The 26,765-nt window shown below is 56.8% G+C and carries 30 protein-coding genes; 12 read left to right on the forward strand and 18 right to left on the reverse strand.

What is annotated here, in order from left to right; genetic code table 11:
• Positions 1-2 precede the first annotated feature (2 nt).
• On the forward strand, positions 3-749 hold the full coding sequence (locus ACRBB0_RS18370) for a hypothetical protein (RefSeq protein ID WP_431375911.1): 747 nt from the start codon (positions 3-5) through the stop codon (positions 747-749).
• The gene (locus ACRBB0_RS18375; RefSeq protein WP_431375912.1) at positions 746-1,105 is read left to right on the forward strand and encodes a hypothetical protein; all 360 of its coding nucleotides are present in this window, start codon (positions 746-748) and stop codon (positions 1,103-1,105) included. The genes ACRBB0_RS18370 and ACRBB0_RS18375 overlap by 4 nt, the downstream gene beginning before the upstream one ends.
• A gap of 20 nt (positions 1,106-1,125) precedes the next feature.
• Here ACRBB0_RS18375 and ACRBB0_RS18380 read toward each other — a convergent pair whose 3' ends face one another.
• The 3 genes from ACRBB0_RS18380 to ACRBB0_RS18390 form a co-directional block, all read right to left on the reverse strand.
• Positions 1,126-1,677 (reverse strand): REP-associated tyrosine transposase, encoded by a 552-nt coding sequence (locus ACRBB0_RS18380; protein WP_431375913.1) that lies wholly within the window; start codon positions 1,675-1,677, stop codon positions 1,126-1,128.
• 43 nt (positions 1,678-1,720) lie between these two features.
• On the reverse strand, positions 1,721-2,137 hold the full coding sequence (locus tag ACRBB0_RS18385; protein WP_431375914.1) for a hypothetical protein: 417 nt from the start codon (positions 2,135-2,137) through the stop codon (positions 1,721-1,723).
• Positions 2,138-2,345: 208 nt separating this feature from the next.
• Positions 2,346-3,224 (reverse strand): DUF1353 domain-containing protein, encoded by an 879-nt coding sequence (locus ACRBB0_RS18390; protein WP_431375915.1) that lies wholly within the window; start codon positions 3,222-3,224, stop codon positions 2,346-2,348.
• A gap of 224 nt (positions 3,225-3,448) precedes the next feature.
• On the opposite strand from ACRBB0_RS18390, the gene ACRBB0_RS18395 reads away from it, so the two are divergent.
• Entirely contained in the window at positions 3,449-3,628 is a 180-nt protein-coding gene (locus ACRBB0_RS18395; RefSeq protein ID WP_431375916.1) for a CTP synthetase, read from the forward strand.
• Here the strand turns inward: ACRBB0_RS18395 and ACRBB0_RS18400 are convergent.
• The 7 genes from ACRBB0_RS18400 to ACRBB0_RS18430 form a co-directional block, all read right to left on the reverse strand.
• Positions 3,619-4,068, reverse strand: a complete 450-nt coding sequence (locus ACRBB0_RS18400; protein WP_431375917.1) for a low molecular weight protein-tyrosine-phosphatase — start codon at positions 4,066-4,068, stop codon at positions 3,619-3,621. The two genes, ACRBB0_RS18395 and ACRBB0_RS18400, sit on opposite strands and share 10 nt — an antisense overlap.
• Before the next feature lie 79 nt (positions 4,069-4,147).
• Positions 4,148-4,642: a copper chaperone PCu(A)C gene (locus ACRBB0_RS18405; RefSeq protein WP_431375918.1), complete on the reverse strand. Its 495-nt coding sequence runs from the start codon at positions 4,640-4,642 to the stop codon at positions 4,148-4,150.
• Positions 4,643-4,692: 50 nt separating this feature from the next.
• Positions 4,693-5,034, reverse strand: a complete 342-nt coding sequence (locus ACRBB0_RS18410; RefSeq protein WP_431375919.1) for a hypothetical protein — start codon at positions 5,032-5,034, stop codon at positions 4,693-4,695.
• Positions 5,035-5,122: 88 nt separating this feature from the next.
• Complete coding sequence (locus ACRBB0_RS18415; RefSeq protein WP_431375920.1) at positions 5,123-6,013, reverse strand: NAD(P)-dependent oxidoreductase; 891 nt, start codon at positions 6,011-6,013, stop codon at positions 5,123-5,125.
• Between the two features lie 138 nt (positions 6,014-6,151).
• Complete coding sequence (rpmB, locus tag ACRBB0_RS18420; RefSeq protein ID WP_431375921.1) at positions 6,152-6,442, reverse strand: 50S ribosomal protein L28; 291 nt, start codon at positions 6,440-6,442, stop codon at positions 6,152-6,154.
• 189 nt (positions 6,443-6,631) lie between these two features.
• Positions 6,632-7,615 (reverse strand): methylmalonyl Co-A mutase-associated GTPase MeaB, encoded by a 984-nt coding sequence (meaB, locus tag ACRBB0_RS18425; RefSeq protein WP_431375922.1) that lies wholly within the window; start codon positions 7,613-7,615, stop codon positions 6,632-6,634.
• A gap of 270 nt (positions 7,616-7,885) precedes the next feature.
• A complete protein-coding gene (locus tag ACRBB0_RS18430; protein WP_431375923.1) occupies positions 7,886-8,491 on the reverse strand; it encodes a hypothetical protein in 606 nt (201 codons plus the stop codon).
• A 188-nt stretch (positions 8,492-8,679) separates the two neighbouring features.
• On the opposite strand from ACRBB0_RS18430, the gene hrpB reads away from it, so the two are divergent.
• Positions 8,680-11,127, forward strand: a complete 2,448-nt coding sequence (hrpB, locus tag ACRBB0_RS18435) for an ATP-dependent helicase HrpB (RefSeq protein WP_431375924.1) — start codon at positions 8,680-8,682, stop codon at positions 11,125-11,127.
• A 10-nt stretch (positions 11,128-11,137) separates the two neighbouring features.
• Here hrpB and ACRBB0_RS18440 read toward each other — a convergent pair whose 3' ends face one another.
• From ACRBB0_RS18440 to ACRBB0_RS18470, 7 genes are all read right to left on the reverse strand, one after another.
• Positions 11,138-11,689 (reverse strand): isochorismatase family protein, encoded by a 552-nt coding sequence (locus ACRBB0_RS18440; RefSeq protein ID WP_431375925.1) that lies wholly within the window; start codon positions 11,687-11,689, stop codon positions 11,138-11,140.
• Positions 11,690-11,821: 132 nt separating this feature from the next.
• A complete protein-coding gene (argF, locus tag ACRBB0_RS18445) occupies positions 11,822-12,748 on the reverse strand; it encodes an ornithine carbamoyltransferase (RefSeq protein ID WP_431375926.1) in 927 nt (308 codons plus the stop codon).
• 91 nt (positions 12,749-12,839) lie between these two features.
• Complete coding sequence (locus ACRBB0_RS18450) at positions 12,840-14,021, reverse strand: aspartate aminotransferase family protein (protein ID WP_431375927.1); 1,182 nt, start codon at positions 14,019-14,021, stop codon at positions 12,840-12,842.
• A 275-nt stretch (positions 14,022-14,296) separates the two neighbouring features.
• Complete coding sequence (gene truA, locus ACRBB0_RS18455) at positions 14,297-15,085, reverse strand: tRNA pseudouridine(38-40) synthase TruA (RefSeq protein WP_431375928.1); 789 nt, start codon at positions 15,083-15,085, stop codon at positions 14,297-14,299.
• Between the two features lie 60 nt (positions 15,086-15,145).
• Positions 15,146-15,574: a hypothetical protein gene (locus tag ACRBB0_RS18460; protein ID WP_431375929.1), complete on the reverse strand. Its 429-nt coding sequence runs from the start codon at positions 15,572-15,574 to the stop codon at positions 15,146-15,148.
• 68 nt (positions 15,575-15,642) lie between these two features.
• Positions 15,643-16,872 carry an MFS transporter gene (locus tag ACRBB0_RS18465; protein WP_431375930.1) on the reverse strand — a complete coding sequence of 410 codons (1,230 nt, stop codon included), beginning with the start codon at positions 16,870-16,872 and terminating at the stop codon, positions 15,643-15,645.
• A 31-nt stretch (positions 16,873-16,903) separates the two neighbouring features.
• Positions 16,904-17,356 carry a winged helix-turn-helix transcriptional regulator gene (locus ACRBB0_RS18470; RefSeq protein WP_431375931.1) on the reverse strand — a complete coding sequence of 151 codons (453 nt, stop codon included), beginning with the start codon at positions 17,354-17,356 and terminating at the stop codon, positions 16,904-16,906.
• A 93-nt stretch (positions 17,357-17,449) separates the two neighbouring features.
• Between ACRBB0_RS18470 and ACRBB0_RS18475 the strand changes: the two genes are divergently transcribed.
• The 8 genes from ACRBB0_RS18475 (at position 17,450) to ACRBB0_RS18510 (ending at position 25,423) form a co-directional block, all read left to right on the forward strand.
• Positions 17,450-17,794, forward strand: coding sequence for a VOC family protein (locus ACRBB0_RS18475; protein WP_431375932.1), 345 nt, complete (start codon positions 17,450-17,452; stop codon positions 17,792-17,794).
• Complete coding sequence (locus ACRBB0_RS18480; RefSeq protein WP_431375933.1) at positions 17,791-18,177, forward strand: MAPEG family protein; 387 nt, start codon at positions 17,791-17,793, stop codon at positions 18,175-18,177. The genes ACRBB0_RS18475 and ACRBB0_RS18480 overlap by 4 nt, the downstream gene beginning before the upstream one ends.
• A gap of 139 nt (positions 18,178-18,316) precedes the next feature.
• A complete protein-coding gene (locus tag ACRBB0_RS18485; protein WP_431375934.1) occupies positions 18,317-19,732 on the forward strand; it encodes a YcjX family protein in 1,416 nt (471 codons plus the stop codon).
• Entirely contained in the window at positions 19,729-20,259 is a 531-nt protein-coding gene (locus tag ACRBB0_RS18490; protein ID WP_431375935.1) for an N-acetyltransferase family protein, read from the forward strand. The genes ACRBB0_RS18485 and ACRBB0_RS18490 overlap by 4 nt, the downstream gene beginning before the upstream one ends.
• Entirely contained in the window at positions 20,252-21,265 is a 1,014-nt protein-coding gene (locus tag ACRBB0_RS18495) for a YcjF family protein (protein ID WP_431375936.1), read from the forward strand. The genes ACRBB0_RS18490 and ACRBB0_RS18495 overlap by 8 nt, the downstream gene beginning before the upstream one ends.
• A 161-nt stretch (positions 21,266-21,426) precedes the next feature.
• Positions 21,427-24,222, forward strand: a complete 2,796-nt coding sequence (locus ACRBB0_RS18500; RefSeq protein WP_431375937.1) for a DUF2339 domain-containing protein — start codon at positions 21,427-21,429, stop codon at positions 24,220-24,222.
• Between the two features lie 63 nt (positions 24,223-24,285).
• Positions 24,286-25,020: a VIT1/CCC1 transporter family protein gene (locus ACRBB0_RS18505; protein WP_431375938.1), complete on the forward strand. Its 735-nt coding sequence runs from the start codon at positions 24,286-24,288 to the stop codon at positions 25,018-25,020.
• Between the two features lie 106 nt (positions 25,021-25,126).
• Positions 25,127-25,423: a CBU_0592 family membrane protein gene (locus ACRBB0_RS18510; RefSeq protein WP_431375939.1), complete on the forward strand. Its 297-nt coding sequence runs from the start codon at positions 25,127-25,129 to the stop codon at positions 25,421-25,423.
• Here the strand turns inward: ACRBB0_RS18510 and ACRBB0_RS18515 are convergent.
• Positions 25,409-26,581: an FAD-dependent oxidoreductase gene (locus tag ACRBB0_RS18515; protein WP_431375940.1), complete on the reverse strand. Its 1,173-nt coding sequence runs from the start codon at positions 26,579-26,581 to the stop codon at positions 25,409-25,411. The two genes, ACRBB0_RS18510 and ACRBB0_RS18515, sit on opposite strands and share 15 nt — an antisense overlap.
• Positions 26,582-26,765 lie beyond the last annotated feature (184 nt).

Raw genomic sequence — 26,765 nt, forward strand, 5'->3', positions numbered from 1 at the left:
AATTGGCTATTAAACGTACAAATGTACCATTAGCTTTCGATGGCTTGATCTCTGTTCCGATTGAGAGCCGCCCCAAGCCGTCGGAAGTCCGTCCGTACCTAAAAAATCTGCAATCACACGTTCTGACTCAAACGCGGCTTGCGATGGATTTGTGTGATCAAGATCCTAACGCTCTAGCAGAGCTACAATCTGATTTATCTAAGCTTTTCACTTCACTTTCGACCGAAACGCAATACATTCGAATACCTGTTGTTTGGTCTATTTGGAAGAAACTCTGCGAACAGCAACAAAGCGTATCGGAGCGCTTAGTGGATTCAACCGCTGTTGAAAAACAGCTTGCGGAAGTCACTCAAGTACTTGGTGTATATCTCAGCCACTTTGATCTCTCAGATCATCTGTCGGAGTCGTACAAGCGTCAGATCAATGGTGACCCGAACGTTGACACAGCGTTTTTTCACGAATTGGAAACCAGAGTGTCTCAGTTCGAAGAAAGCAGAAATGGCGTTTTTTCGAACGAGTTAGAAAGGACAAAGCGTCTCTCGTCAGTACTAAGCTTACCCAGTGGTGTTGTTCCAAAAGCAACCTACTTGAGCATCCTTTTCTTTCGGAACTTTCAAGTAGCAACGAACATGACAGCCAAATTTCTTTCTGCAATCGCAGCGGGATGGATCTTGGCCGCCACCAGTGGTGCGCTTCCTTCTTTGAAACCAGTGTTCGCGTACCTCTTGGGAATGCTAGGTTTGCAATGACTCAATTCGTCCTACAGAACTATTTCGCAATCGTTGCAATTTTAGGCTGCATCAGCGCTCTACTTCATTTGATTTTTCTTTTTCTGGGATTTGAAGATAGTTGGTCAATTTGGGCGTTCTTTGGCAAAGCTTCAGCTTTAATGAACGTGGCTATAGTTGTACCACTGTTTGCTGCTCTAAAAGACCCCAGTGTCTTCAGCACCTTGCAGGGAGCCGATGGTGTGGTCTTTTTGGCAATCTTTGTAATACTTTACGCTGGAATACAAAGCATCGTCCCGAAATACCTAGCAGCGAAAACTGTAGCTTTGGCAAAGGACAGGTTTGACAATAACATGAAATCTATACCTAAGGAATAGACCGCTAAGCCGTTGGGGTTTCACCCCACCATCCCCCAAAACCTCTGATCAAAATGCACGGACGAATACGGCCAATCCTCGGGTCGCTCAACAAACCCATGTTTCACCGGGTTCATCCAACAATACTCCAGATGCGCCCGATAATCCGCCTCATCGCGAATATGATGCTCCCAAAACCGCCTCTGCCAAATCCCGGTTTCGCCTTTTCGGATTTTAGAGGCAGACCGTAGGGTGGGGTTCCACCCCACCGGCCAACGTCTGTTGCTCTGACCATCGGTGGGGTAAAACCCCACCCTACCGCTTCCAGAAACCGCACGCGAAAACCGAGACTTTATCGCTCCCCAACGCCGGCCGTAATCTCGATCTCCGACGGGCATCCGCCATATGCAATGAATGTGATCTGGCAACACCACCCACGCCTCGATGGCAAAGGGCCTTTGCTGTCTCGTCACCCGAACAGCTTCTCGCAAATGGGCAATTTCTCGGACCAGCAAGTCACTCTGCCGATCCGCCAAATTGACCGTAAAGAAAACCAAGGCTCCCGTAACCTTTGGGCGCAAATATTTGGACATCGTGAGAGATCACCAAATCTTGGTTAAAACCTCGTAAATCCCCTCACTCCCGCTCCACCCTAAACCGCTTCGCAAACTTCCACGGTTGCGTGGTGATCAACACCGGGTCGTCCGCCCACGGGTCGCGTCCGCGCGCCGCTTGGTCCAAAACCCGTTCCGTCCGATCCTCACCGCCCACCGGCTGCCCCGCGTTTAACCGCGCCAGCTCTTCTGCCGCTTGCACCGATTTCGCGGCCCGCCAGCGGGAATATTCGCGCTCCAGCTCATTGGCCTTTTGCGTCTCGACCTTGCCCAACAAAGCCTCCAGCATTTTGAGCTGATAAAACGGGATCACCGCCGCGACATGTTTGCCATGCCGGGTCAGCCACAAATGCCCGCCCTGTTCTTCGACCCATTTCAGCCGCTTTCCCGCCTTCTCACGAAACTGTGAGATGGCGATACGCTGATAATCATGTTCCATGGTGGCAGCCCCAGATGTTCATTACCGATCTGTCCGAAACAGGGCTAGAATCGGACAGATTGCCAAATCCGGGGCCCCAGCCCCCTCGCTGGGCACCCGATGCAATCTCCCCCAAACAAACCCTGTTTCGGACAGATTGCACCTTAAGAAAAAGCAAACGCCCAGTGGTTAACCCACCGGACGCCGCTGTAACCCATTCAAAACGTGTTTAGAGACACGCGGAGACTGCGCAGGCGCTTTCCGATCCCGCAGCCGGAACCGTTAAGATCGTGGTGTCGACAGCGTTCCCAGTGTCCGTGGGACTGTCGATTTCGACCGGCGAGACCGGATCATTGGGGTAATCGGTCTCATAGGGCTCTTCTGGGTATTCCATGGGCTCCTCTTCCACCTCAGCCATAGGGCTTTCGGCAATCGGGGAAACCGGAAGCAGATGCGTTTCCCACTGCTTCAGATAGCGGTCAAGCTCAGGCAACGTCGGTTTTTCTCTTTCAATATAAGCCTTTGTCGCGCGCATAGCAGTTTGCAAATCACCGGTCTCAACCCGATCGAGATGCAAGGTTGTCTCCCAACGTGGGCCGCCCAACCACACGGCTGCATACATAAGTTTGGCGCGAAGCTCTGGTGTGCCGCCGACAATCAACCCGTCGTAAAACATCCGATGCACGTCTTCCCAACGCCCATCATGCCAGCGGGTGCCTGCCTCGTTGCCGATCCCACAATAGGCGTCATGCACCGCTGCCGCATTGACATATTCCGGCGATGTCGGCTTGCCCACAATCGCGGTGAAAATTTCAGGGATCGAGGCCCCATCCGTCAGCGTCCCGCGCGGCGCAACCCATTTACGCCCTTGATAATCAACGAAATTCAAGGTCTTTGCGACCGGAAAAAACTTATACGGACGCCGTTGAATTGTGACCGGTGTTGGCTCAACCAAAAGCGGATTCTGGTCGAAAACACAGCCACCGGAGGGCCGGGTAAAACAAGACGTTTCTGGCAGGTCCGTGTTTTGTGCCTTCTCCAAAACCGCCAACGGGGCGCAGCCAGTCAGCGCCACTGCGCAGGCTCCGAAAATTGCAGATCTAAACATCATTTTGTCCCGAAAAGAATAAAATACACCTATCGATTAAAAGAAAACCCAATCCTGAATCAAGTGTAACGGGCCGTCGTTTCGACATTCACCCAAAAGGGTGCCTGTCACTTTTACCATACGGTTCATTTTTGGACAAATACAGCGTTGTTCTGACCCAGATCAAAGTTTGCATAGTGAAATCAGAATATGTTGTGCGAAAGGTCAAATGAGGAGTCCTGACGATGCTGCGACTTGCCAGTATTTTGTATTCTATCATCTCAACCAGCATGGCTGGCGCATGTGTTATCGCTGTTTTGGTGGCGGGCTATGGTAGCTTGATGCCAATTTTGGCGGCGGCGGCTTTGGGATTTGTCCTTGCGATTCCAACGGCTTGGTTTGTGTCCAAGGCGATTTACAGCTGATCCAGCAATCCGGCTGCACAGCGTTCGATCAGCTCCAGCGTTCCGTCAAAATCGCGGGTGTAATAGGGGTCTGGCACATGATCCGCACCGCTTTCTGGCGCGAAATCCGTAAACAATGCGAGCCGGGCGGTTGCCCCGGCTGGGCGCATGTTCTGAAGGTTGCTCAGATTGTCCGCATCCATCGCAACGATCAGGTCGAACTCCGAAAAATCTCCAGAGACAACCTGCCTCGCTCGGAGCGTCGAGAGGTCGTAACCTCTTGCTCTGGCGGTTTTTTGCATTGGTCCATAGGGCGGTTCCCCGCTATGCCATGCGCCTGTGCCGGCGCTGTCCAGCTCCAGCAATAAACCGCGCTTGCCCGCCATCGCCTGCGTCACAGCCTCTGCCGATGGCGATCGGCAAATATTTCCCAAACAGACAAAGAGTATACGTGTGCTCATCCCACTGGATTAACCGCTGTTTGCCCCCCAGACAAGTGAGCGCAGCAGGGCGAGATCACGCCCGCCCTGCCATGCCAGTTTAATTGTCTTTTTTCTTCATCGCGCCGTGGCCACTGTGGTCCATGCCGCCATGTTTGCCTTTGCGCTTCAAATCGACTGGAATGTCGACAACAATGTCGCCAGCTTTCTCAAAGGTCAGCGTCACTTTGACGGTTTCCCCGTCTTCCATAGGGCCGTTCAGCCCCATGAACATCACGTGATCACCGCCACGCATCAACATGTGTTTGCCGCCAGCAGGGATCTCAAACCCCTCCTCGACATGCATCATCTTCATGACGCCATCCCCCATATCTTTATGGGTATGCAGCTCAACTTTCTTGGAAATGTCTGAGGCGGCGCTCACCAGACGATCGCCTTCAGAACCGGTGTTTTCGATGACCATAAAGGCCGCGCCAGCTTTGGCAGATTTACCGGCTGAACGGGCATATGAGTCCATCACAACAATGTCAGCCATGGCGGCAGAAGACATAAGAGCAAATGCAGCTGCGCCTGCGAAAATCGCATTGAATTTCATAACAAGGAGATCCTTGGATTTAGATGTTAAAGAGAGATGTCAGACGTGGATCAGAGGTATTCTGGCGGCCCGCGGGCGCTTGCCGCAGGGGCCGCACGCCCATAAGTTCCAAACGTTTCAAGGGCATAACCCGCTTTGATCCAAGCATTCAAGGACGGGCCAACAGGCGCAGGCAACGCATCCAATGCCAAGACACCGGCAAAGTCCGGGCAGATCATCGGAGCGCCCGTTGGGTTGCCTTCGGCATCTACGGGGACGGACACAACGCCGAGTCCCTGGCAGATTTCCATCTCGCCCATAGCCGCCGCCTGCCCCTGCGCCACGGCCATTGTCTGGCTCGTGAGCGCGAGGATCAGCACCAGCGCATAGGCGCTCAGAGATCGCAGGATCATCTTCATCGCCGCTAGATATACGCCCGAGTTCGCTGGGCGAAAAGCGGTATTTAGAAGCATGTTTTCTGACGCCCTCAATCGGCGTGACTTACGAGCGTTTCACCCCATTTTGCCGGGCGACAAAATCGACAAGATGCGGAATGTAATCCTTGTCACCATCCCCCCCGGTTGACACCGCCAACGCAAAACTGTTTTTGGCAGCGTTGCCAATCGGATTGGCCATCCCAGCCGCATCCGCCATGCTTTCGAGATACCGCATGTCCTTGAGCGCATTGGTCAATGTGAATTTGTGCGACTCTCGGTTGCCGTCCAGCGCGTAACTCATAAAGGTTTGATAAAACCCGCAATCCATGCGGCTTCCGCGAATGGCGCTATCGAAAACCTGCGCCGTAATGCCAACCTTTTCACCAAGAGCCAGCGCTTCGGAATACATGGCCGCATAGCCAAGGGACAAGAAATTGTTGAGCAATTTCATCTTATGCCCATCGCCCGGCCCGCCAATATGCACAACAGTACTGGCCCAGGCATCAATCGCCGGTTTGACCTTAGCAAACACCTCGTCTGTGGCCCCAACCAGCGCCGAGAGCGTGCCCTCTTCGGCTTGGACCGGGGTGCCCCCCAAAGGCGCATCAACGAGGTTCAGCCCGCGCTCTGCCAAGCTCTCTCCAAGCTTGAGAGTCGACACAGGATCAGAGGTTGAGCAATCAACGACAATCGCCCCCTTGGGCAATTGATCGGCCATTTTATCAATCATCGCCTCAACTTGCAGCGATCCGGGCAGGCAAAGGAACACCACATCGCTGGCTGCGGCCAGTTCCTCAGGCGAAGCCGCCTCGCGGGCACCGCGCGCCACCAGATCATCGACCGGCCCGCGATTGCGGTGCCCCAACACTGTCAGGTCAAACCCAGCAGCGAGGATATTCTTTGCCATGCCGTGCCCCATCAGGCCGACACCAATAAAACCAATTGATTGCGTCATGCGATTGCTCCCTCAGCGCCAAAACGGCGTGTCGGGGGTGTTCTAGCACAGCTTGCCACTGTGCATCCAGCAAACGCAAAACCCCCGCCAAGTCACCTTGGCAGGGGTCTTTTGTCAGGTGCCAATCAGGCGGTCAGATTACGCAGCTGCGGTCTGAGCCTTGGCAATCTCTTTTTTGACTTTCAGAGCGCGGTCAGACAGCTCAACGTCCTTGGCTTTGGCCAGGAACTTGTCCAGACCACCCCGGTGGTCAACAGAGCGCAGGGCGTGCGCCGAGATGCGCAGTCTAACACCACGACCGAGTGCCTCGGACTGCAGAGTTACGTCATTCAAGTTGGGCAAAAAGCGACGCTTTGTCTTGTTGTTAGCGTGGCTTACGTTGTTGCCCGACATCGGGCCCTTACCGGTCAATTCGCAAACGCGCGACATGGGTTCATCCTCATCGTATCAGGGCAAGGATGCGGCCTTGCCAATGTCAAAGGGTGCCAATCGGGGCGAGGCATGATGGTCATCGGGCGAGGCCCAAAGTGATTCCCAAAACGCAAATCCCGAGGCGGCACCCGAAATCTGGTCGGGGTGGCATAGACTCACACCTGCCCCGCGTCAAGGCAAGACTCGCTATTCGAGGGAAAGATGTTCCCTAAGCAGGGCCTCAGCCGCCGAAGACGGTGTCATTGTGCCGTTTTCCACCTGTGATCCCAAATCTGTCATGATCCCGCGCACCGGATCGCTTGCCAAGCGCGCCAAAAGACGCTCGCGCACTTCGGCCTCAAACCAATGGCGGGCCTGGGCGGCGCGTCTGGCCTCAAAATGCCCGTGGTCACGGCGCCAGGTGTTCAGCTCGCGCATGGTATCCCAAGCAGTATCCAACCCGTTTTGCTCAACTGCGGACACGGTCAGTGCTTTGGGGAAGTCTTGCGGATCCTGTGGGCGTTTACGCAAAAGCCGCAGAGCACCAGCATAATCGGCACAGGTGCGCATCGCCGTGTGTTTCAGATCGCCATCCGCTTTGTTGACCAGCAAGATATCGGCCATTTCCATGATCCCACGCTTGACGCCCTGAAGCTCATCCCCCCCCGCCGGGGCCAGCAACAGCAAGAACAGGTCGGACATTTCAGACACCATGGTTTCCGACTGTCCGACCCCCACGGTTTCGATCAAGATCACGTCAAACCCAGCCGCTTCGCACAGATCAATCGCCTCACGCGTGCGGCGGGCAACCCCGCCCAACTGGCTTTGCGACGGTGACGGGCGGATAAAGGCGTTCTTGTCGCGGCTCAGCCGTTCCATCCGCGTTTTATCCCCCAAGATTGAGCCGCCAGAGCGCGCCGAGCTTGGATCAACCGCCAAAACCGCAACCCGAAGCCCCTGCCCCGTCAACATCATACCGAAGGATTCGATAAAGGTGGATTTTCCGACACCCGGCGTCCCTGACAGGCCGACACGTAGCGCCGTACGATCATGACCACGCAGTGCCTCAAGCAAAGCCAGGGCCTGAGTGCGATGATCGTCGCGCCCGCTTTCGACCAATGTGATCGCCCGCGCCAAAGCGCGCCGGTTCCCGGCCAGCACCTGCTCCGCCATCGCCTTTATGTCTTGCATGCCCTGCCTCCTGACCCTGCCCTGTGGCTTCGGGCCACGTTGTGCCCGCAACCCAAGCCCGTTGTCCAGTGACGCCCCGCCGCAGCCCGGCGCTTGAGGCTTTGTTCTGGCGCGGCCAGGCTCAGATCGCAACATGCCCTTGAAACCCGCCGCTATCAGACCGATCGCACAGCAGCGCGCAGTACCTCTTTCCCAAAGCACGGGTTTGTGCCCGAACCGGTGCTGGTGTCCCGATAAGCTCCAATGACGTTCTTAGGTTGCAAATGCTGACTATCTTGCGTGCGCGTTTACAGCCGCAGCGCAACGTCCGGGCAGCGCTGTTATTACGCTGAACTGATAGAATTGGACGGGCTGATGCTTGGGTTTTGACTCTGGCAAAACCTGCCGAACAACATTGCCGATGGCCGGTTGACTCGAAAGCACCACCCCGTGCTCAAGGCTCTTGCACCGCGCAACAACATGTCCTGGCTTTGCATGCTCGGTGAGGTCAACACTATCTGGGGCCTGCATGGCGCTGTTGAACCAAGACTCCGAGGCAGAAATGGCCTCATCCCACTCAACCCAATCAGTCCATCGATCTCGAAATTCAACTTCTAATTCGGGGTGACGCCCCCACAACACGCAGGCGGTTATTCCTTGGCGAGATGAGATAAACATCGCCATCATAGCCCCGACAGGGGTGTCTATTTGTCTTCTGGAACCACTGTTATCTTTATCAATGAGCGCCCCTATGCTTCCAAGAGGTTCGTCGGATTTATTCATGACGCTTGCTTCGCACGCTGCATAGACCTCCAAAAGCGGCGTTTGCGCGTCAGCTGGCATTGCCCAAAAGAACGACACGGCAAGTGTCGACATGGTGTTTTTCAAAATACTCATACCTGGTACATTTACACCATGACGAGAGTTCGCCCAATTCATTTCTTCCGACCAAATCCCCTAAGTGAGTTTTGCCATCTGGCCGCTGCAATCAGGCCGGTCATTGCACCAACCGCCCCTAACGCAATTGACCAAACGAATAGGTCAAAGGGCATGGACGCGGCGCGTGTGCTTGGCAATAAGGGCGCATGACCCTTGCCTTGCCCATTGATGACGCTCTCCCCGATTTGATCAACGCGCTGCGCGCCTCTGGTCGTGCGGTCCTTCAAGCCCCACCCGGTGCCGGGAAAACCACGCGTGTGCCGATTGCGATGCTAGAGGCCGATCTGACCAGCGGGCGCATCTTGATGTTGGAACCGCGGCGCTTGGCGGCCCGTGCGGCGGCCTCCCGCTTGGCGGAACACTTCGGGGAGAAGCCGGGCCAGACCGTCGGCTATCGGATGCGAGGCGACAGTAAGGTGTCAAAGGCCACGCGGATCGAAGTCGTCACCGAAGGCATTCTGACCCGAATGATCCAGTCCGATCCAGAGCTATCGGGCATCGGGGCGGTGATCTTTGATGAATTTCATGAACGCTCGCTTAATGCCGATCTTGGGCTGGCGCTGTGTCTCGAAATCGCCGGGGCGCTGCGAGACGATCTCATCTTGGTGGCAATGTCCGCCACATTGGATGCCGAGCCTGTCGCCAACCTCATGCAGGCCCCGGTTGTGACATCCAAGGGCCGGTCTTTTGAGGTCACCAATCGATGGCTACCTGCGCCACTCCCCAAGCGCGTTCGGTTTGAAGACGCGATGTGTGATCTGATCCTCACCGCCTTGGATGAAACGGAGGGTGGCGTCTTGGCTTTCTTGCCGGGTGAAGGAGAAATCCGACGGGTCGAAGGACAGCTTAAAAAGCGCCTGCCCAATGGCGTTCATTTGCGCCCCTTGTTTGGCGCGATGGAGATCGGCGCACAGCGCGCCGCCATTCGCCCCGAGAGCGAGGGACGCAAATTGGTGCTGGCGACATCTATTGCCGAAACATCGCTAACCATCGAGGACATTCGAGTTGTCGTAGACGGCGGCAAGTCACGGCGCGCTCGGTTTGATCCCGGATCGGGGATGTCACGTTTGGTGACCGAACGCGTCACCCGCGCTGAGGCTACCCAGCGTGCTGGGCGCGCAGGTCGTGTGGCCCCCGGCACAGCATACAAGCTCTGGACCAAGGGTGAAGAAGGCGCGCTAAGCCCTTACCCTCCCGCGGAAATTGAGGCTGCTGACCTGTCGGGATTGACACTTGAACTGGCCCTTTGGGGGGCTCATCCAGATCAGTTGCCGTTTTTGTCTCCGCCACCAGAAGGAACCTATGCGGAATCTTGCGCATTGCTGCAAATGCTGGGCGCATTAGACAAAAGCAATCAAATCACAAGCCACGGGAGGGAGGTTTCACGCCTTCCACTCCACCCAAGGCTTGCACATATGCAAGAAAAATCAGGCCCGGATGGCGGATTATTGGCCGCTATTTTATCTGATCGCGATCCAATCATAGGTGCACCCACAGATTTATCTCTTCGCATGGAAGCTCTACAAAATCCGCGAGAGTTTTCACAAAATCGACCATATGCGCTCAACCGGCCAGCTCTGGAACGGATAAAACAAGAGGCTAAGCGGCTGAGGTCTCTCATGAAGACCAAACCGCAACACTTTGTTAACTATGCTGAAATGGCCGCTCTGGCTTATCCAGATCGCATCGGCTTGCGGCGCAAGGGGGACGCGCCAAGGTTTCAACTTTCGGGCGGCAAAGGCGCAATCATGGACGAAAGCGACCCGCTGGCCGGCCAGCGTTTGATCGTCGTCACGGATACCGACGGCAACCCGCGCGAAGCGAAAATCAGGCAAGCCATCGCCATTTCTCAGAGCGAGTTGCGGGGCCTCTTTAGCAAACAGATTCAGTGGCATGAAAGCTGTTCTTGGAGCAAAAGAGACCGCCGAGTAGTTGCACGACGCCAAGAAATGCTTGGGGCGATTGCCCTTGAAGATCGCATCTGGAAAGACGCCCCTGAGGAGGACATTGCCCGCGCCATGTTGGAAGGTGTGCGTGACATCGGCATCACATTGTCGGATGCCGCTCGACGGTTTTGTGCCCGTGTTGCGCTCGGGCGCGAAGGTGGTCTGGACCTTCCTGACATGTCCATAGATGCGCTGATGGATGGGATTGACGATTGGCTGTTACCCTATGTATCGGGGGTTAAAACCGCTGAAGGCTGGAAGAAGTTTGACCTGTTACCGGCCCTGCGCGCGCGCCTGGATTGGGGGCAAATGCAAGCTTTGGACACCGCAATCCCGGGCAAGTTTACAACGCCTCTGGGGCACGAAATCCCGATTGATTATTCCGGTGAACACCCGGAAATTCAGCTGCGCTTGCAAGAGTTGTTTGGTCAAAAAAGCCACCCAATGGTCGGGCGAACAGCATTGCGTGTGACGCTCTTGTCACCTGCCCGGCGACCGGTACAAACCACAATGGACTTGCCCGGATTCTGGGCTGGTAGCTATGCAGATGTTCGCAAAGATATGCGGGCAAAATACCCGCGCCACCCTTGGCCGGAAGACCCGACAGAGGCGGACCCAACGCTTAGGGCCAAGCCGCGTAAACGGTAGGTTTCCGACGCTAGGAGAGAATTTCAGCGGTGGTTTTGACTGCGGCGAAATCCGCTGCCAACGTTGCCAGTGTCACCTCTAGCGCCAGTTCGGGAGCGATGTCGCCGCCGTTCCGATCAGGCAAAGGAAAGGCGATCAGTGCATCTTCGGCCAGGGTTGTTTTGAAGCCCAAATTGGCGGCACTGCGCACGGTAGAGGCAATGCAAAACGCCGCAACCCCGCCCGCCACAACCAGATTTGTGATCCCCTGTTGGCGCAAATGTGCCTCTAGCCCGGTGCCGACAAACCCCGAGGAACCGGGCTTCCAAAAGATCGCTTCGCCCTGTTTCGGGGTCGCACATGCCATCGGTTGCCCACCCGGCTGATCCCTGCGAAACGGCACGTCCGGGTTGCTGTCTTCGTGGTGGAAAACGTGGACAATGGGCTTATCTTGCGCGCGGAAGTTCTTGACCAAGGCGGCGACTTGAACCCCGAAATCGGGATACACAACTGCGCGACCCGCTCGAATTCGGGTGTTCATCTCCTCTTGCAAATCAACAAGCAGCAGCGCCGTTTCCGACATGTTTCAACACTCCGATTTACCATCTGATCATCAGGCTCACCAACAAGTAGGGCGCACCAAAACCCTTGCAAGGGTTTTGCAAATTCCAAACATGGAATTTTGGGCACGCCCGCCTGAAACAAACCGCGAAATTTAGACGCCCAAACACCAGCGCATGACAGCTTTTTGAGCGTGCAGGCGGTTTTCGGCCTCATCCCAGATCACCGAATTTGGCCCATCCATCACCTCAGACGTCACTTCTTCTTCGCGATGCGCAGGCAGGCAATGCATGAACAAGGCGTCCGGTTTGGCGGCATCCATTAGCTTTTGGTTGACTTGATAAGGGCGCAGCATGTTGTGACGCCGTTCGCGCGCCGATTGCGCGTCATGCATCGACACCCATGTATCTGCCAGGATCAGGTCCGCGCCATCCACGGCTTTGAACGGGTCACGTTCGATTGTAATTGTAGAACCTTCGTTGCGGGCGAGCCCGACAAATTCCATCTCGGGATCAAGCTGAACCGGGCCGGTAAAAGTCAGATCAAAACCGAACTGACCAGCCGCATGGAGGAACGACGCACACACGTTATTGCCATCGCCACACCAGACGACTTTCTTGCCTTTGATCGGGCCGCGATGTTCCTCATAGGTCAGAATATCGGCCATGATTTGGCAGGGATGCGTGCGGTCCGTCAGGCCGTTGATCACCGGCACAGTGGCAAATTCAGCCATTTCCTCAAGCACGCTTTCGTCAAAGGTACGGATCATGATCATATCGACATAGCGGCTTAGAACGCGGGCCGTGTCGGCGATGGTTTCACCGTGGCCCAGTTGCATATCATTGCCAGACAGAACCATCGTCTGCCCCCCCATTTGCCGCACACCGACGTCAAAAGACACGCGGGTCCGGGTGGACGGTTTTTCGAAGATCAGCGCAACCATTCGGCCATCAAGAGGTTTTTCATCGTCGAGCATCGCCTTGGGACGGCCCAGGCGGGCCTGTTTCATGGCGCTGGCGTTATCAATGATCCCACGAAGGGCGGCTTTGTCGGTTTTGTGGATGTCGAGAAAATGGTTCATTGGGTTTTGCTTTTTGTGAGGGGGGATAGGGGCGCTGCCCCCGTCTTTGGTCCCAAAGACTCCCCCGGGATATTTGTGGAAAGAAGAAGCCTCAACCGGCCTGAGTTTCAAGCTCGGTTGCGGCGGCGTCTAAACGAGAGATCGCTTCGTTGATGTCTTCTTTGGTGATGTTAAGGGCGGGCAACAGGCGCGCGACATTGTCGGCGGCGGGAACGGTGATGACGTCTTGGTCATATCCGGCCTGCACCACTTCGCCGACCGGAACGACACAGCGAAGACCGAGCATAAGACCAGAGCCGCGCACGTCTTCAAAGATCGTGGGATGCGAGGCCACCAGCCCTTCGAGCTTTTGGCGCAACAGACCGGCGGCTGCGTTGACATCATCTAGGAAGGCGGGTTCGGCAACGATGTCGAGAACCGCTTTGCCAACGGCGCATCCCAGCGGGTTACCACCGTAAGTGGAGCCATGGGTGCCAGCAACCATGCCGCTGGCGGCATCTTCTGTCGCGAGAACCGCCCCCAGAGGAAAGCCCCCTCCGATACCTTTGGCAACCATCATAATATCAGGCGTGATACCGGCCCATTCATGGGCAAAAAGCTTGCCTGTCCGGCCGACACCACATTGCACTTCGTCACAGATCATCAGGATGTCGCGCTCATCACAAAGGGTGCGCAGAGCCTTGAGTTCCGCATCTGGCAGAGCACGGATGCCGCCTTCGCCCTGGACAGGTTCGATCATAATTGCACCGGTGGTGTCGGTGATCGCCGCCAAAAGCGCGTCGGAATCGCGCCACGGAACCTGTGCAAAGCCGGGCAACAGCGGGCCAAAGCCCTCGACCATTTTGGGCGTGTTGACAGCGGCAATTGCTGCCGAAGATCGACCATGAAACGCCCCTTCAAAGGTGATGATATCGGTTTTGTCAGGCTGGCCTTTGTCATGCCAGTATTTGCGCGCCATTTTGATCGCCAATTCACAGGCTTCGGTGCCCGAATTGGTGAAAAACACCGTGTCCGCAAAGCTGGTTTCGACCAATTTGTCAGCCAGCGCTTGTTGCTGTGGAATGTCATAGAGGTTCGAGACGTGCCACAGGTTTTGCGCCTGATCTGTCAACGCCGTGACCAACGCCGGATGCGCATGCCCCAAAACATTGACCGCAATGCCAGAGCCGAGATCAAGCAGGCGTCGCCCATCCACCGTGGTCAGCCAGCTGCCTTCACCTTTGGTGAACTGCAATGGGGCACGGTTATATGTCGGCAAGACGGAAGAGATCATATCCTTGTCCTTAGTCTGAGGCATGCGGTGGCCAGGCGGGCGAAAGCCGATTGGTGGCAAGCTGGCAGGGGCCTGTCAAGTTATGTTGGGGTGGGTGTGACGCAAAGCGGAGAAGCGCGCCTTTCGGGGCACGCTGGAGGGGAGCAAACTAGGCTCGTCGGAGAGTCGCTTTGATCAACATGAGCAGCCGTTTAGGCGGCATTGGGCAATTTGGCAAGTCGTTTTGTACAATTTTGGAGTCGGCAAGACATCTGGCACACCGCCCCTATCGCACATCAGCCTACCCCAGATGCGAAATCCGCAAAGGGATCGTCGTCATAGCCAACCCCCATGAAATACAGCCCAACACCGGGACAAACAGTGCCACAAGCCGCGCGATCCCGCGCCTCAAGCGCGTGTTTCATATCAATCGGATCCCATGTCCCCGAGCCGACCTGTTCGAGGGAGCCAACAATACTGCGCACCTGATTGTGCAAGAAACTTCGCGCCCTGAGGTGAAAATGGAATTCGGTTCCGGCCAATGCCGCCACCTCTTCGATCCGTATTTCGGTCATGGTTTTGACCGGCGAGTGTGCCTGACAATTCACGCTGCGAAAGGTGGTGAAGTCATGTTGGCCAATCAAATACGCCGCCGCTTCGCGCATGGGTTCAAGTTTTAACGGATTGACCACCCGCCAGACCTGCCCCTTTTCCAGCGTCTCCGGCGCACGCCGCGACAACACCCGGAATGTGTACCGGCGCTCCGTTGCCGAAAAGCGGGCATGCCAATCATCTGCCACCCGCCGACAGGCGCGGATCGCAACAGGTGCCGGTTTGAGGTGGTAATTCAATGCCTCAGACAACCGAAATGGATCCCAATCCTTGTCCATGTCGCAATGGGCAACCTGCCCACGGCCATGAACGCCGGTGTCGGTGCGCCCTGCCGCAGCAATCGTGTGCTCGCGTGGTTCCAGCCGGGCCAAAGCAGACTCAATTGTGCCCTGAACCGAGGTGAGATCGGCCTGGCGTTGCCACCCAACGAAAGGACGGCCATCATATTCTATCAGCAAAGCATATCTGGGCATGGGCGCGGCAATAGCGCGCCGCGCGCTTTGAGGCAAGCCATGGGCGCGCGGTTAGAGCGGTTAGAAACGCCACAAACTGTGGGCTTCTATCATTTTGGTGACAGTGCCATCTGCCTCAGCCCAATAGAACTGATATTTGTGCTCAAGAAAATCGGCCCCAGCCAGCGGCTTTTGCGCTTTGACCGCAAAGAAATAGCGGCAGTTTTGCTCTGTACAGGCTGGCGTGTCCATCAATCTCTGTGCGACGCGGTCGCTGGCCGAGCGCACGGCTCGGCTGTTTCCCTGCCACTTTTCGCCGTCAAATTCCGCAAACCGGAATTTGTAGCGATCCACCAAGGCATGCGCGTTTTCGGATTTGCCGCCAACCAAAACGTCTTCTCCGACACTGGAATAGCGCGGGTCAGGCATAATTTTCGGGCCCAGAATATAAACCGACCAACCGATAAAGGCCGCCAAGATGATCAGTCTGAATGCCAAAATCCCGCTCATAACACCACTCCTTCTGGGGGTGTTTTGCCACAGCGCTTAGCGTGACATAAGTCCGGTATTCCAGACGCTTAGAGACGCAATTTCCGCCAGCCATAAATCATGAGACAGACCATCCCCAAACCTGCGCCCCAATAGGGCAAGCGTAGCGCCAATTCGCGGCCTAGTGACGGTTCAAAAACCGCAACCAAGACACCGCCGAGCATCGCGCCAATCGGAATACCGCCCCAGCCAAAGAACCGATACAGGCTATTGACGCGGCCCAACAGATCGTCGGGAATGACGCGTTGGCGATAGGATACTGTGACGATATTCCACAAAAGCGCCGCAACGCTTTCCAAAAACAACGCCGCTGCGACCACATAGGCCGACGACGTCAATGCAATCGCAAACATCGGCAACGGAACCAGCGCCAGAGCCAACCCAAGGCTGCGCCCCTGCCCCAGCGCTTTGATTACGCGAGGGCCACCAATACCTCCGACCACGCCTCCCAAAGCGGCGGCTGTCATCAACATCCCATGCGCCGCTGCCTCAAGGCCCAGGATTTCCTGACTGAACAGCACAACAAGGCTCATCCCCATGATCGACAACCCGTTGAGCAACCCCAGCATCAGCGCCAGTTGCAAAATCACCGGATGGGCGCGCATCCAAAGCCAGGCCTCCTGGGCCTCTTCCTTCGGGCTCCTTAACACCCGTTTTTCCCGCGCTTTGAGGCTGATACCTGCAACCAACACGGCCGCGACCGCGAAACTGACCGCATCCAGAACAAACGGCAAAGGCAAGGCGATTGCGATCAAAACACCGGCCAAAGGCGGGCCGATGAAATGGCCCATAACGTTTTCAACCGTCCATAATCGGCCATTGGCCGCTTCAAGATCATCCGCCCCGACGATGGATGGCAACAATGTTTGTGCAGCATTGTCCCGCAACACTTCGGCGCTGCCCAAGGCAAAGGCCAACCCAGCCAAAGCGACGATGTAAACGCCCTCTTGCGGCGGCGGAAACTCTGCCACCGATAGGATCAGCCCAATTACGCCAAGTGTCAGGGCAAATCGCAACCAATCGCTGCGCAAGATCAATTGCTTGCGGTCGCCTCGATCGGTGATGACCCCGGCGGGGATGGAAAACAACAACCACGGCAACCGCACGGCCGCCGCAACCAGCGCTATCAAAACCGGATCGCGGGTGATCAAAGTCGCCAACCATGGAAAGGCCAGCGCCGAAACCCCGTCGCCCAGATTGGTCACCGCTGAGGCGGTCAGTAGTCGGCCATAACCCGGGTTTCTTGTGAACAAAGACATGGGGTTATAACTGGCGCAGGCAGTCGTGGCGTCAAGCCTCTCCAGCCGGCAAATCCGCATTCACCTTGTCGATTTCCGCCTCATACCACGCAATTGTGCCTTTGGGATCACTGCGAAAGGCAGCGGCGAAACTTTCGGGGGCCTGGGTGCTGGCATCATATTCGGTTGACCACACCATCATCCCCAAAAGCGCCGGGATCAGCGCCCGCGCCTTTACTGTTGGTCGATAAAACACTTTGTTGCGCGATGTGCTGTCCACATGGCGCGTCAACATGCCGGTCTCAACCAAATGCGCGAGGCGCTTGGCCAGAATGTTTGTCGAGATGCCCTCTTCGGACGCTTGGAAATCGCCGTAATAGCGTTTGCCGTGCAAGAGCACGTCGCGCAAAAGCACAAAGCTCCATTTGTCGCCAAACACACCGGCCGCATAGCGCACCGGACAGCCATTCCAGAGGGTCTTGTCGGTTTTTGTCATGAAACGCATGTAGCGCGAAATTCATCACTTGCAAAATAAAAGTGAACTGCGCATCATCTCACTTGCAATTTGCAAGTAATGTTCCCAACAGGAGAAACCCATATGTCTTCCCCCTTTGTCTGGTTCGATAATATCAGCGCTGAGCGCGGCAAAACCACCGACTTTCTGTCTCAAAACTTTGGCTGGAGCACCCAAGATATCGGCCCTATGACCTTTCTGACCACCTCAGGCGACATGCCCTTTGCGGCAACCTGCGACGAGATGCCCGGCATCTCGGGCTGGGTGCCCTATATCGAAGTTCAGGACCTGAACCTCGAAACCGACAAAGCCAGAACCAACGGAGCCGAGGTGATTGCCGAAAATTTGGTAGGACCAGCGGGCACAGCGACATTTCTGCGCGATCCCGGTGGGTCCGTTTTGGCGATCTGGAAAAGGGCGGCGTCATGACCCCAGCGATCACGCTCTACTTTGTCGCCGGTTTCGCGCTGATGCATGTGGTGATCACAATGCTTGTCGGTGCAGCCCGCGTGCCCAACCAGATACACTTTTACGATGACGGTGATCTGGATTTACGTCGCAACATGCGCGCCCATGCGAATTTCACCGAAAATGCCCCCATCGCGCTGATTGCCATGGCCGCAGCAGAGATTTCCGGCACCGATCAGATGTGGATTTTGACCGGTGGGCTGGTGCTATGCGTCGGGCGGTTGATGCACTATCACATCATTCGCACCAAGGGCTGGGGGCCGACGCGCGCCCTGTCGATGCTGCTGACGCTCATCCCGGTCGCGGCGTTCGCCGGGCTGACGGTGTGGAATCAAGCCCAATAACCCTTGGGTAACCCATGTGTGCCCCTTGGGCCCGGCTGCAGAGGCGGTCGGGCTCGACAATTCCCCGTGCCTGCCCTCTGGTTGTTCTTGTCAGGGATGATTAAGTTACGATCAAGTTCAGGTGAAGAGGCGGGATTTCATGGTGATTGGCGCAATTGCGGATTCGGTAAGCCGCAGTGTGGGCAATGTGACGGACACCCTGTCCGAAGCGTTCTTGGAACCAACCATACGTCTTGGTGTGACCGGCTTGGCACGGGCGGGCAAGACGGTTTTTATCACCTCATTGGTGGCCAACCTTATGGATCGTGGCCGCATGTCACAACTGGTGGCGCAATCCGAAGGGCGGATATTATCCGCCTATCTTCAGCCGCAACCAGATGACACAATCCCCCGTTTTGACTACGAAAATCACCTTGGCGATTTGACATCGCGCCAGCCGACATGGCCCGACAGCACGCGCTCGGTTTCCGAATTGCGCCTGTCGCTCAAGGTAAAACCCACTGGGATGCTGTCCGGTTTTCAAGGCCCGCGCACGATCCATCTGGACATCGTCGATTACCCCGGCGAATGGCTTTTGGATCTGTCGTTGCTTGATAAATCCTACGCCGATTGGTCGTCTGAAATGCTGACCCGCATGGCCCATCGCCCCGACGGCCCTGCCTATGTCGACATGGCGAGCGCCGAAGACAGCACCCAACCGTTGGATGAAACCCGCGCCCGTGCTTTGGCGCAGACCTATACCGAGGCCTTGCATGTGGCCCGCAAAGCCGGGTTTTCCGACTGCTCTCCGGGGCGGTTCTTGTTGCCCGGCGAATTGGCTGGCTCGCCTGTTTTGACCTTTGCGCCGTTGCCGCCCAAAGGAACGGTTCCGCGCAAATCGCTTTGGCGCGAGATGGAGCGCCGTTTTGAATCCTATAAATCCCGCGTAGTGAAACCGTTCTTTCGCGATCACTTTTCGCGGATTGATCGGCAGGTTGTTTTGGTGGATGCGCTGGGTGCGATCCATGCGGGCCCGCGCGCTGTCGAAGATTTGCGCCAGACGATGGCAGATATTCTCACCGCCTATCGCCCCGGCGCGAACGCGTTTTTGACCAATCTATTGCTGGGCAAAAGGGTCGAAAAAATCCTCTTCGCGGCCACCAAAGCCGATCATTTGCATCACAGTCAGCACCCGCAATTGACCGGCATTATGGAGGCCATGACACGCGAGGCACGTGATCGGGCGCGATTTGCCGGTGCGGAAACCCAAGCCCTGTCGCTGGCCAGCCTGCGCGCCACCACCGAACAAACGATTGCCCATGCGGGCCGCGATTTGGACTGCGTACGCGGCACATTGTTAGAGACTGGAAAACAAGCGGCGTTTTACCCCGGTGCCCTGCCCGAAGACCCGGCGCATCTGCTTGGTCCGGCGCGGGATGGGGCCGAAGACTGGCTCGGTCAGGACTATGAAGTGATGAATTTTGCACCGGCCCTGCTCACCCTCAAGCCGGGGATTGGCCCGCCGCATATCCGACTGGATCGCGCTGCGCAGTTCCTGATTGGCGACAAACTATGAGCGGCATCTACTTGCGACCGTCCCACGCGCTTGATGCCAGCAAACTCGGGGCGATGTTCACCCAAGCAGTGACATCAAGAGAGTGGAAGCCCCGGTTGCATAGTGCTGCCCAAGACATCGCCCATGCAAGCGAGATGATAGAGCGTGGATGGATCACGGTTGCCCAAGACGAAACCGGTGTGATCACCGGGTTTATCTCGCGCCATGGAACCTATGTGCATGCACTCTTTGTGGCCGAAGCGTACCAAGGGGCCGGTGTTGGCCGTGCCTTGGTGGACGACGCCAAAAGCAAAGTCCCGAGCTTGGATCTCTGGACCTTTGTCGCAAATCACCGCGCCTTGCAGTTTTATGACCGAGCCGGATTTAAAGAGGTTGAGCGCACCGATGGCACAGGCAACGAAGAACAACTGCCTGACGTGCACCTGCGATGGCACAAGTCCAAAACGGCCGAAAAACCGATGCACGCCGCACAATCAGCCCAAGCAAAACAACACACTCTAGCCGAGACCGAGGATACATATGACTGATCCCAAAGGCCCCGTCCTCATCCCTCTCGATGATGACAGCACTACCGCGCCGTCCCCCTCTGAGGCTCCCCCGGTTCCCGACGCATCCTATGCCCTGCCTCCACAGGGTCAGGCCATGGCAACAGCGGCGACACTTGCCGCGCGGGAGCCCTCAAAACTGGCCCGTTGGTTTTGGCGGCTGCTCTTGACGTTGCTTGGAACAGTGATCTCGATTGCTGCGTGGAACTATGCCACGGCGCTGATCGTTGCCAACCCGATTTTGGGCTGGGCAGTCACTGGGTTGATTGCGGTTTTTGTGTTGGTTTGCCTCCTGATCGCCCTCAAAGAGCTGTCGGCTTTTGCCCGTCTGTCGCGGATCGACGCCTTGCACCGCGCGGCTGATAGTGCGTTGGCCAACGAAGATCTCGACGGCGCACGCAAGGTCACAGCGCAGCTTTTGTCACTTTATAACGGTCGCGATGATACGCGCTGGGGGGCTGAACGCTTGACTGAGCGCAAAGAGGAAATCTTTGATGCCTCTGGCCTGCTTGGGTTGGCCGAAACCGAATTGCTTGTCCCGCTCGACATCGCCGCCCAGCGCGAAGTCGAAGCCGCAGCACGCCAAGTTGCGACAGTCACCGCGCTTGTGCCAATTGCCCTGGCGGATGTGGCCACAGCGCTGACTGCGAACCTGCGAATGATCCGCCGGATCGCCGAAATCTATGGCGGTCGATCTGGCACCTTGGGCAGCTGGCGATTAACCCGGGCTGTGATGTCCCATCTGGTTGCCACCGGTGCGGTTGCCGTTGGGGATGATATGCTTGAGCCGATCTTGGGCGGCGGGTTGCTTGGGAAACTGTCTCGCCGATTTGGCGAGGGGTTGGTCAATGGTTCATTGACCGCGCGGGTTGGTGTCGCCGCCATCGAAGTGTGCCGCCCCCTGCCTTTTACAGCCACGAAACGCCCGTCGGTCAGCCAAATCATCCGACAGGCTTTGGGCGGCCTGTTTTCATCGGACAAGTCCTAGGCGCGCGCACCCAAATTCCAACAATGGAATTGGCAAAACCCGTGCAAGGGTTTTGTCAGCGCGTGTCTCGGAGGCTGTGCCAATTAAGGTCAGGTTTGCCGCACCTTTCCCGGGGCTCCTTGGCACGTTAGCGTTGTCCAAACCGCGTGGGATCAAAATTTATGGAAGAAGCAATACTCCTGATTGGCATTGCGCTTTTGGCCATCCCGATGGCGTTCATCTGGCTTGTTGTGTCTCACATACGCCTAAAACGGGACGTGCAAGACCTACGCGCCACTGTCGCGGCTTTGCAACATCAGACATTGGCCGATTCCCCCCCATCCGACCCAATCCTGCCGCCCAACGCGGACAACGTTGTTCCAATTGGCAGAGCAGACCCCAAAACCACTGAGCCCGCTCAAAGCGCGCCCACCCCGATCGCAACCCGCGCACCGGTTTGGGACAGACCGCGCGTTGAGATTCCGCCCAAAAGCGCCCGCGAACCTGTGGTCTTTTCCAAAGCCCGTTTGACCCGCCTTTCAATTTGGCTGCGTGAAAACTGGTTCTACGCCGTCGCTGCTGTGTCGCTTGCGTTGTCGGGTATTTTCCTTGTGCAATATGGCATTGAAACCGGGCTTCTCAGCCCCGCCGCCCGTGTCGCATCGGCCCTCGCTTTTGGTGCGCTCTTGATCGGTGCAGGCGAATTCATCCGCCGCCGTTTTGGCGATAGTGAGCAAAGCAGCACCGCCTATTTGCCGTCCGTTCTGAGCGGCGCGGGGTTGGTGACCCTGATGGGCGGCGTCTTATCCGCCCGCATGTTGTATGACATGATCGATCCCGGCACGGCGCTGATGGCGCTCTTTGTCATCGCTCTTGGAGCAATGATTTTGGGCTGGTTCTATGGCGCATTGCTGGCCGCGATTGGCTTGATCGGAGGCATTGCCGCGCCCTTTCTGGTGGGCGGGCAAAGTGATCGTCCCGAATGGTTGTTTGCCTATTTTGCCTTTATGGTCGCGCTCGGCCTTGGCATTGACACCGTGCGCCGTTGGGCTTGGATCAGTGCGCTTGCCTTGATATGCGGCACCTGTGCTGGCGTACTTTTGTGGCTCGGCGCGATCAACGATGACACGCTCGCCGCGGGGTTGGCGGGCTATGCCAGTGTTTTGGTGGTTCTCAGCGTTTTGATCCCGTCGCGCAGCCTGATGCCCGATCACCAAGGTCGCACGACAGTGCATGCTTTTGTCGGGTCCATATTGCGCGACAAAACCAATGTTTGGCCCATTTTTCCGGCCCGTTTGTCCATTGTAATGACCCTGGCAGCCTGCGGCATTCTTGGTGTGACGGCCGCAGCCAGTGCAGGGAATTTTTGGCTCAACCTGACCCTTATCTCAGGTTTGACACTTCTGTTTACTTTCTGGTCACGAACCGCCCCGGCGCTGCAGGATCACACCTTATTCCCAGCGCTGACACTCTTGGCCTTGCTGGGGCTGCCCGGGATTAACGGCCCTGTCCAGCAGGCTCTAACCGACGTACTTGCCGCCCAAGACGGCCAGACCGAAACCCGCATGCCATGGACAATCACCTGGTTGTTGTTCGCTGCCATCCTACCCAGCATTTTCGCCGCCTGGCATAGCCTGAAAAACGGGCCCTTCGCCACGGCTTGGGCGGGCGGTGCGGTCCTTTTGGCCCCCTTGGCAGGCCTGACATTGGAATTGTCGTGGCAGCCCACAACCACAATCGGCGCTTGGCCTTGGGCGTTCCATGCGCTGGCCTTGGCCGCTCTGATGACGGCGATGGCGACTCGGTTTGCCGCCACGGACAACACCGATAACACCGGCAAAATCCGCACCTCGATGGCGGTGATTTCAGCTCTGGCCAGTCTGGCCTTCGCCGTCAGCGTTGTGCTGTTTGATGCGGCCCTAACCTTGGCCCTTGCCGCCACGGTGGTCGCCGCCGCTGCGTTGGACAGACGGTTTAACCTGTCTTTGATGGGCCTGTATATCTCGGCTGGCATTGTCGCCTTGGGCATCCGTTTGGTGTTTGATCCAGGCTTGGATTGGGGCTTTGATGCGCCCTTGATGCAAATGCTTGCGGCCTATGGCGGGACATTGGTTGCGCTTTGCATCAGCTATTGGCTCTTGATGCCAATGGTGCGCCCGCGTTCCAAAGTCTTTGTCGAAAGCGCCATCTGGTCGGTGGGAGGCATGACGGCAAGCCTGACCCTTCATCGCCTGATAAACGCTTTGCTGGGGTCACAGGACCTTGCAGAACTTGGTCTGCATGCGACCATCTGGATCGGATTGATCCTGACCCAGTTGATGCGCATTGAAATGGGCGGGAAACTACGTTGGATGCGTATATTTTTGGCCGGAGTTTATAGCTTGTTTGCGTTCGGCTCATTGGCGATTGCGCTTAGTTTGGCCAACCCGTTGTTAAGCGGTGAATTCATCGCTGGGCCGCCGCTGTTCAACACGCTGATCCCGGCCTACTTGCTGCCGGCATTGGCGCTGTTCGCGGTTGCCCTTCGGGTCCAACCCGCCCGCCATATTCTGCGCCCAATCTTTGGCATCTTGGCCATTGCCACCCTTGCCGTTTGGGGTGGCTTGACAATTCGTCACGCTTGGCGCGGTGAGGCCTTGATGACGTTACAAAACGGCGTGACCCAACCCGAGCTCTATAGCTACACTGTCGCCCTTTTGCTGATCGGTGCTTTGCTGTTTTATCAGGCGCTTGCCCGACAGTCCGACCTTCTGCGCCGCGCCGGTGTCGCGATGATTGCCCTCGCGGTGGCCAAAGTGTTTTTGATCGACATTTCAGGCCTGAATGGATTGGTTCGGGTGTTTTCATTCCTGATGTTGGGGATTGCCTTGGCGGGGCTGGCTTGGCTCAATCGTTGGGTCCAAATGCGGACAAGCCCACCAACACCGGAACAGGCTCCAGAACCAGACACATCCCAAAACGCCGACCCATTGGATTGATCCAGCGCATGGTGCGCGTGGTTTGAAGGCGGCACTCTGCCTCCAAAACCAAGGAGCCGCGCCATGCCCAGCACCCCAACACGCCCCCCGTTAGAGCACGGGCATAGCCAAGCCGAAATCGATACCCGTCTGGCCCAACCACCGGGCCGCGGAGATTTGCGTGACATTGTTTATGGGGCGATTGACGGCTCAATCACCACCTTTGCCATTGTGGCCGGGGTGGCCGGTGCGGGCCTGTCCCCTTTTGTGATCGTGGCGTTGGGCGTGGCGAATGTTCTGGCCGATGGGTTTTCCATGGCCGCCGGCAATTATTCCGCCACCAAGGCCGAATTGGATGACATCAAGCGCCTGCGTGCTGTCGAAGAGCGCCACATCAAGGTTGACCCAGAGGGTGAGCGGCGTGAATTGCGTAGCATTTTGGCGCAAAAAGGCCTGTCGGGACACACGCTAGACGACGCCGTCGATCAGCTCGCGGCCAATCGCGAAACTTGGATCAAAACCATGCTCGAAGGGGAATATGGCCTCGCCTCGGTTGACCCACACCCGATGCGCGCCGCGCTTGTGACATTTGGCGCATTTCTCGTCGCTGGTTTCATACCGCTGTTGCCGTTTCTTATTGGCGCGACCTCGGCCTTTTCCGCGTCGATTGTGCTGACCCTGGCGGGGTTCTTTGGTATTGGTACGCTCAAAAGCCGCTGGTCTCTTAGCCCATGGTGGCGTTCAGGATTGGAAACTTTGGCGATTGGGTCCGTAGCCGCCGGGATCGCCTTTGGCGTTGGCTCGCTCTTTCACATCTAGTGTCACGCCCCCAACGGTCAGGAATACGTGACTGTTTTTGGGCCCAAATCTAACCTAAAACCAATCCATTGAAATTCTCATTTAGAGTGATGTCAGGGTGTCAGAAATGGCCGATTTTTTTGATGTATCCAGCGTGGATGCTTACTATAGACTTGCCGGTGTATTGGGTTTTTGCGCCTATGTTTGCGTCTATACCTGTCTGACATTGCGTCTTCTGAACAGCGATAGCATCCGCTACTTTGCCTACAACACCTGTGCCGCCACACTCGTATTGATAAGCCTGAGCCATGAATTCAATCTGGCATCAGCCCTGATCCAGATCTTTTGGATTGTGCTGGGTGTCATCGGTATTTCGTTGCGGGTCATGCTCCGCTGGCAAGACGCGATGCTATCCCGGCGGTAGCAGATCGCCGCACACCAATCGCGTGAGCATCCTGCGCATCATCGGCCGCATCGCCATCGGGGCAAGGGCATGATCGCGCAGAATTGGCAGCAACCGACTATCCGATTGATACATAGGGGTAAATGCCCAACTCATGGCTTGGTAGACCCGCACATGCCACCGCCGCGCCCGCGCATAGCTTTGAGCCGCGCGCGCCATGTCCCCGCCCTCTTGATCAAGCGCTTGCGCCAAGGACCACGCATCCAAAAGCGCCATATTCGCACCCTGCCCAAGCTGCGGGCTGGCGCGGTGCGCGGCATCCCCGATCATGATCAAATCCTGGCCATAGGGGCGGCGTAGCGTCCCATGGGCATATCGCGCCATGGTCATTTGATCCATATCGCTGATCTGGCTGGAAAAATCGCCAAATTCGGGCCAAAGCGATGTCGCCTCGTTTTGCCATGCCTCCAACCCTTTGGCGCGCCAACTCTGGTACCCCCTTGCGGGCAATGACCAGAAAATCGCCGCTTTTTGAATCGGGTTTTGCGAAGACAGGGTCCCGATTGGCAAAACCCCAACCATGTGCCGCGCCTTCAAGTACCGCTGGCGCAATTCATCCTGTGGCAGGGGGGTCTGTTCCGGCCAGTCGACTGTTGCCCACAGTGCCCCATACCCCAATTCGCGCGCTCGCAGCGGCGACAAAACAGACCCGGCCCCAGATGCATCAACAATCAGATCAAACCGGCCCTGACGTCCCTGGGCTGTGATCACATAACCGCCCTGCGCGCCGATAACCTCTTGCCCAGGGATCAGTTCCACCCCAGCATGGACCGCGGCTGCAAGCAAACAGTCAAACAACGCAGCTCGATGAATCGCGAGACCAAAGCGTGGTTCGCCCGGCGTGTCATAAGTGACATCCAGAATTTTGCGCGCATGCTCGGCCTCGGTGCCCAACATTCGGTAGAGTTTGCGCCCCAATGCCTCCGTCTGCGTGCCAATCCCCAATTCATGCAACACCCGTTGCCCAACAGGTTGGATCACCAACCCTGATCCAACCGGCGCGGGGCTGTCAAATCTGTCAAACACCCGCACTTTACGACCACGCTGCCCCAGCGCGGCGGCGAGGGCCAGCCCACCGATCCCGGCCCCAACAATTGCAATGTCATAGCGTTGGCTCATGACCCCAAAAACCTATGCGTTACCCAATTTTACTGTGAGACGCAGCAAACTCTGCGGTTTCCCCAAGGGCAAGGGACGCGCTGCCGCAGGGCGCAGATGTCGCGGCCAAAAAGTGTGGCTGTTCTTGACCTCGGGCCGGGCTTGATCTCCTATGCGCCAATATTGATCAACGATCGGAGACCGA

It is taken from the genome of Pelagimonas sp. (assembly GCF_050633425.1).
In the GTDB taxonomy this organism is placed as follows: domain Bacteria; phylum Pseudomonadota; class Alphaproteobacteria; order Rhodobacterales; family Rhodobacteraceae; genus Pelagimonas.